We start from the raw sequence: 6,444 nt of genomic DNA, 5'->3' as shown, positions 1-6,444 counted from the left end.
ATAACACCATTATTCTATCATTAAATTAATCAACACATTATTAAAACACAGCCATTAAATATACTTTGGATACAAGGAAGGCAAGCAAGTGAAAGGACTACAAATAGTAGACTAAGCGAGCCTGACGCTGTATCCAATTTATATAGGATTGACTGTATTTAACCTCTTGAGGATACTGTGAGTAATTCCATCAAACTAGCGATACTTGGTCTGGGCACCGTTGGTACGGGCGTGATCAATCTAATCAATGACAACTTAAATGAACTAAAACGCCGTAGCGGACGCGATATTATCATTACCGAAGTTGGTACCCGCCGTCAGCGTGATGATATTGACCCTAATATCATTCAAAACAGTGACTTGATGGCAACCGCTGCCAGTGACAATGTCGATATCGTCATCGAAGTTATTGGTGGTACTACGCTAGCAAAAGACGTCATCATGCACGCCATCAAAAACGGCAAACACGTCGTTACGGCAAACAAAGCATTATTGGCTGAGCACGGCAATGAGATTTTTGCCTTCGCTGAACAGCATCAGGTGCATGTTGCTTATGAAGCAGCGGTCGCAGGCGGCATCCCCATTATTAAAGTCATGCGTGAAGCGCTTGCGGCCAATAAGGTCGAATGGCTTGCTGGCATCATCAACGGCACTGGCAACTTTATCATGACCGAAATGCGTGACAAGGGTCGTCCGTTTGCCGACGTGCTCAGCGAAGCTCAAGAATTGGGTTATGCCGAAGCAGATCCGACGTTTGATGTCGAAGGCATCGATGCGGCGCATAAATTGGCCCTACTCGCCTCTATTGCTTTTGGTATCCCGCTACAGTTTGACAAAGTCTATTGTGAAGGCATCACTGGCATTACTTTGCAAGACGTCAATTATGCCGAAGAGCTTGGCTACCGTATCAAGCATTTAGGTTTTGCGGTGCGCCGTGATGGTCAAGGTAATGCTGATAACGCTGGCATTGAGCTGCGCGTACACCCGACGCTTATCCCGCAAGACGCCTTACTTGCCAACGTCAATGGCGTAAAAAATGCGGTACTGGTCAATTCACACCCACTTGGACAAACGCTGTATTGCGGTGACGGTGCGGGTGCAGGTGCGACCGCTTCTGCGGTGATGGCCGATGTCATGGATTTGGTGCGAGTCTTGGGTAGCAAAGACAACGACGACCAAAGCAGCGGCGATCAAAATAGCAGCGATCAAAACAACACTAATCAAAATAACAAGGGCCATCATGTGCCGCACTTAGCGTTTATTCCCGAGCAGCTATCTGATACGCCAATATTGCGCGCTGAGCAGATGACTACGGGTTATTACTTGCGTGTACATGCTTACGATAGCCCTGGGGTGTTGGCAGATATCACCCGTATCTTGAGTGACGCTGGTATCAACATCGATGCGATTTTGCAAAAACCTGCGCACAAAGCCGGTGAAGTGCCGGTGATTATCTTGACCCTGCCTGTGGTCGAGAGTCAAATGAATCTGGCCATCGAAAAAATTGAAAAATTGGATACCATTACTGATAAAGTAGTACGTATTCGCTTAGATGAGCTTGCGTAAGCCAGACATCTAAAAAGTGGGAGGGTTATCAGAAAATAAGCCTTTCACCCAAAGCGAAATACTTTTATACAAAATACTTAATAAGGAATAATAACGATGTCAAATGATGCAATTGTAATTTTAAACGGCGCACGTACGCCAATGGGCGGCTTCCAAGGCGTATTAAAAGATATGAGCTCAACCGATCTTGGTGCCGCTGCGATTAAAGCCGCTGTTGAGCGTTCAGGCGTCAGCACGGATAATATCGATGAAGTCATCATGGGCTGTATCTTGACCGCCGGTTTGGGTCAAGGCCCTGCCCGTCAAGCGATGCGTAAAGCAGGCCTGTCTGATGCGACGGGTGCTGTGACTATCAATAAGCTGTGCGGCTCAGGGCTAAAAGCAGTGATGCAAGCACACGACGGCATCAAAGCGGGTAGCTTCGATGTGGCGGTTGCTGGTGGTATGGAATCAATGACCAACGCCCCTTATATCATGCCAGGCGCGCGTGGCGGCTACCGTATGGGACACAAAGAAGTCAAAGACCATATGTTCTTAGACGGTCTAGAAGACGCTGAAACCGGTAAGCTAATGGGTATGTTCGCGCAAGAAATGGCCGACGAAAAAGGCTATACCCGTGAGCAGATGGATGAGTTTGCTATCGAGTCACTCAACCGCGCCCTAACCGCTATCAAAGACGGTCACTTCAAAGACGAAATCGAGCCAGTTACCTTTAAAACTCGTAAAGGCGAGCAAACCGTTGATACCGATGAGCAACCTGCACTAGCTAATGCTGAGCGCATCCCTACTCTACGCCCAGCCTTTGCCAAAGAGGGTACCATCACAGCAGCAAACGCCAGCTCAATCTCTGATGGTGCGGCGGCTGTCGTGGTCATGAAAGAATCTCAAGCAAAAGCCGAAGGCTTAGATTATCAAGCACGTATCTTGGCGACAGCATCGAACTCGCGTCACCCAAGCGAATTTACCATTGCTCCGATTGGGGCGATTGAGAAAGTCTTGGCTGGCGCTGGCTGGTCGATAGCTGATGTTGATCTATGGGAAATTAACGAAGCCTTTGCGATGGTAACCATGGCGGCGATGGACGAGCTAAAAATCGACCATGCTAAAGTCAACGTCGACGGTGGGGCTTGTGCCTTAGGACACCCAGTTGGCTGTTCAGGTGCCCGCATCCTAATCACATTGATCAACTCTCTCAAGCGTACAGGCGGTAAAAAAGGCGTCGCCACGTTATGTATCGGTGGCGGTGAAGCTGTTGCCGTGGCGATAGAGCTTGCTTAATACTCAAATGTTTATAGCTCAGTCGCTTTAAAGACGATACAGTGCTATGGCTATAATTTTTTGCAGCCTCTGTCTGCGCAGGCACAGCAAGCAAGGAAAACTTATAGCCATAGCACGTCACTAGCATCGTATCGCTTTTATTGTGAACTGACTATATAACCAATCGTATTTTTGGTTGGTATTTTTGCTTGATACTGATATTTAAAAAACCGCATGGCTCATGGCTGTGCGGTTTTTTTGTGTCTGTGGCCCCTCAAACCACGCAGAATATTGCTTTGTGTAAAGACACGTTAATTTATACCCCCAGCTATGTTATGCCATTTACAGCCTATTACACGCAATTACTTCAAGCGCACACTTTGCTACCTAGCTCATATATCGCATAAAAAATCGTGGTGTTAGGATGATTATAAGTTGATTTAAAGATCAGTGACGAAGTTATTAAACTTATTGTGATTAGAAGTTATTAAAGTTATTGTAATTAAAAGCCACTAACTAATATTCGCTGAGCTACTGATTTTATTTTTAATGACGCTTAGATTTAGTAGCGTCTAGATTTGATAGAAAGTTTTAATATTTAAAAAAATAACCATTAATTTATAAAAAAGGAAGACAATAATGAGCCAACTAATTCGTTTAAAAGACATCCAAGCGACTCACCGCGACCTTATTGGTGATGACTATTATGACCCATCAGGTAAAACTGCTTACGGCGTCAATGAAGAGAAAATCGGTAAAATTGAGGGCGCACTGGTAGAAGACACCACTGGTCGCATCCGCTATTTAATCGTTGATGCAGGTGGTTGGTTCAGCTCAAAAGAAGTATTGGTACCAGCAGGCCTAGCGCGTATCGTAGGTGATGACGTATTCTTTGATAGCTTAACGCAGGCGCAAGTCGAGGCCATGGAAGTCTATGATCATGACTACCAGTACAGCTATAAAGACCAATACGAAAAAGATCGTCAAGCGTTTACTGCTGAGACTATTCCAGCTGAAGAGCGTATGGATATTAAAGATACTGCCTATGATGCACCTAACACGTTAGAGCTACTCGAAGAGCGCCTAACCGTGAATAAAGACCGCATCGTTGCAGGGTTGGTAAAAGTCGGTAAGCATGTGGTTACCGAAGAACGCAATGTCGATGTTGAGCTCGAAGAAGAGCATGCCGATATACAGCGCACTAACGTAGATCGTCCAACAGACCGCCGTATCGGTGATGTAACTGGTAACGAGACTGTCGAAGTGGAGCTAGAAGCTGAACGTGCCCGCGTCGGTAAAGATACTTATGTATCTGAAGAAGTCAACGTCGGTAAAACTACTGAGCGTCATACTGAAACTATCGTCGAAACCATCCAGCGCGAAGAGTTAGACATTGATAATGATGGCAACGTCGTAGACCGTGAAGGTAACATCGTAGACCGTGACGGCATTACCGCAGAAGATGTACGCCGCGCTCGTGGTATGTAATAAGCAATGTGTTCACATAGTTGAATATCTGTTTTAAAAGGCTATTTTAAAAGGCTATGTGATTGCAATTAGCAGCTGAGTTTATGAACTCAGTGAATAAGACCAGAGCACGCCTCTGGTCTTTTTTTATATCCGACTGTTTTATACCCAACAGCTTTACAGCTCAGTACTTTTATAGCCCAAACTTTTCGGCCTGACAATAAGGAATACAATAATGAATACCGATGACAATAAACCCATTATAAATGATAGAGTCGACAAAGAAGATCAACTCACAACGGCATCTGTACCCCCAAACCTCGATGAGTTAGCCGAGCATAGCCATCAGCAACAAGACTACAATCAAGAGCCAACCGTATTAGCCAATCAAAATGACGCACTAACAAACACCAGCAGCGGTGGTCATCTTGAACTATTAGAAGAGCGTCCAGTTATCAACAAGGAACGCTTGGATGTTGGCAAAGTTACCGTTACTAAGCACGCACGTACCAAGACTATCGAGGTGCCTATTGAGCTGGTAGAAGAATATATTACAGTGCGTACGGAATACCACGATAGCGAAAGTCAGGATTTATTATCGGGCAGTTATGATGATAAAGACATACTGCGTCACGTTGAGCCATCGTTAGACAGTAAGGCCGTGGTTACGGTGAATGGCAAACAAATTGAGGTTGGCGATGAGCCGATTGAGATCATCTTATCGCGTCAAGTAGCTACTATCACCAAAGACACCCATGTGATTCAAGAAGTGGACATTAATAAAACCACCCATACCCATACCGATAGCATCCAAGTAGAGCTTAAGCACGAAGAGCTAGATGTGGCAGAAGAAGGGTTCTTGGCACATGAGCGCGATACTACGCAAAGAAAATAAAGCTATTTCCTACAAGTTTTAAAAATTGGACATAAGAAAAATCAGACATAACAAAAGCAACGCGAACGTTGCTTTTGTTATTGGGTCTTATACTATAGGCCGTGCTCGTTTCGTAAGGCTTACTTTATACCGCGTCTTCTGGTGCTTTTTCTGTTTTCTTACATTCATAAGTACTGACGTTAGAGGCATCTGCACCAGCAGTACGCATCACACCTGTCTCGCGATCTTTATGCGCCACGCGCCACTGCACAAAGCCTTCGTTACCATCAATAGCTGTCGATCCTTCAAACACTTCAGGATTGCTGCCATCATTGGTTTTGGTCAATGTGACTGTTCCTTTGGCCGTACCAATAACTACTTGGTTGTCAGTATCTTTATAAGTCGCTTCGACTGCTAATTCAGGTGCACACAGATAGGATATCTGAGTCACATCATTGTTTACGGTAGCAACCGTATCATCTTCTACGTCGCTTACAGGTGCATCTACGACAACATCGCTTGGCTCGGCAGGCTCAGCAGACATTGGTACTGACTGCTCTTCACTGATGCCGTCTTCCAAACTTGGGTCTGTTTCTTGGTTTTGTTGACAAGCACTAACCGTCATGGCGCCAGCTAATAAACCCGTTATAACCACAGAGGTACGCAACTGTTTTAATAATTCTAAATTCATAACACTCTCCCAAATAAATATCTTAAACACTATAGCGTGTCCATAAATGCTCGCCTACACTGAATTTGTAAGTAATCACTACAACAACGATGATACAGTCAGTTCAACATAAAAGAAATGCGATTGTAATAAAGTAAATAACCACGTGCTACTGTTATAAATTTTTCTAGCTTGCTGTGCCTACGCAGACAGAGGCTACAAAAAAACTATACCAGCAGTATCGTAGCGTTTTTAAAGTATTTTAACTATATATATAAAGTATTCAACATATAAAATAATCAGTACTTAGATTAACACACCAAGTGCAACGCTAAATTATATTATAGAACACCTGATTGGGCGTTTTAAACCCTAAGCGTTTTCTTGGTCTGTTGTTTAGTTTATTCTCAATGTGCTGTATCTCATTATCAGAGACTTGTCTAAAGTCACAACCCTTAGGCAAGAACTCTCTGATTAAGCCGTTAGTATTCTCGTTGGTTCCTCGCTGCCATGACGCATAAGCATCGGCAAAGAAGAAGGAAGTAAAGAGCTTTCGTTTCACCTTCTTATGCTGAGCAAACTCTTTACCATTGTCAGAGGTAATGGTCTT

6 protein-coding genes are annotated in these 6,444 nt (G+C 44.4%); 4 read left to right on the top strand and 2 right to left on the bottom strand.

What is annotated here, in order from left to right:
* The first annotated feature begins 177 nt into the window (after positions 1 to 177).
* The 4 genes from EI162_RS12955 (at position 178) to EI162_RS12940 (ending at position 5,185) form a co-directional block, all read left to right on the top strand.
* The gene (locus EI162_RS12955) at positions 178 to 1,566 is read left to right on the top strand and encodes a homoserine dehydrogenase (RefSeq protein WP_192524739.1); all 1,389 of its coding nucleotides are present in this window, start codon (positions 178 to 180) and stop codon (positions 1,564 to 1,566) included.
* Between the two features lie 96 nt (positions 1,567 to 1,662).
* Positions 1,663 to 2,844: a thiolase family protein gene (locus EI162_RS12950; RefSeq protein WP_192524738.1), complete on the top strand. Its 1,182-nt coding sequence runs from the start codon at positions 1,663 to 1,665 to the stop codon at positions 2,842 to 2,844.
* 618 nt (positions 2,845 to 3,462) lie between these two features.
* Entirely contained in the window at positions 3,463 to 4,311 is an 849-nt protein-coding gene (locus EI162_RS12945; RefSeq protein WP_192524737.1) for a DUF2382 domain-containing protein, read from the top strand.
* 214 nt (positions 4,312 to 4,525) lie between these two features.
* On the top strand, positions 4,526 to 5,185 hold the full coding sequence (locus tag EI162_RS12940) for a YsnF/AvaK domain-containing protein (RefSeq protein ID WP_192524736.1): 660 nt from the start codon (positions 4,526 to 4,528) through the stop codon (positions 5,183 to 5,185).
* 124 nt (positions 5,186 to 5,309) lie between these two features.
* On the opposite strand, the gene EI162_RS12935 is transcribed toward EI162_RS12940, so the two are convergent.
* Both EI162_RS12935 and EI162_RS12930 read right to left on the bottom strand, forming a co-directional pair.
* A complete protein-coding gene (locus EI162_RS12935; protein WP_192524735.1) occupies positions 5,310 to 5,855 on the bottom strand; it encodes a hypothetical protein in 546 nt (181 codons plus the stop codon).
* A gap of 310 nt (positions 5,856 to 6,165) precedes the next feature.
* On the bottom strand, positions 6,166 to 6,444 hold a 279-nt coding region (locus EI162_RS12930; RefSeq protein ID WP_192524734.1), incomplete at its 5' end, for an IS30 family transposase.

Source organism: Psychrobacter sp. FME6, assembly GCF_014861365.1.
In the GTDB taxonomy this organism is placed as follows: domain Bacteria; phylum Pseudomonadota; class Gammaproteobacteria; order Pseudomonadales; family Moraxellaceae; genus Psychrobacter.
Note: the sequence above shows the minus strand (reverse complement) of the source record. Positions and strands in the feature narration are given on the sequence as shown.

What these genes read in the sequence shown, in the direction of transcription:
- EI162_RS12950 (WP_192524738.1), top strand. Translation starts at nt 1,663, where the DNA reads ATGTCAAATGATGCAATTGTAATTTTAAACGGCGCACGTACGCCAATG.
- EI162_RS12945 (WP_192524737.1), top strand. Translation starts at nt 3,463, where the DNA reads ATGAGCCAACTAATTCGTTTAAAAGACATCCAAGCGACTCACCGCGAC.
- EI162_RS12940 (WP_192524736.1), top strand. Translation starts at nt 4,526, where the DNA reads ATGAATACCGATGACAATAAACCCATTATAAATGATAGAGTCGACAAA.
- EI162_RS12935 (WP_192524735.1), bottom strand. Translation starts at nt 5,855, where the DNA reads ATGAATTTAGAATTATTAAAACAGTTGCGTACCTCTGTGGTTATAACG.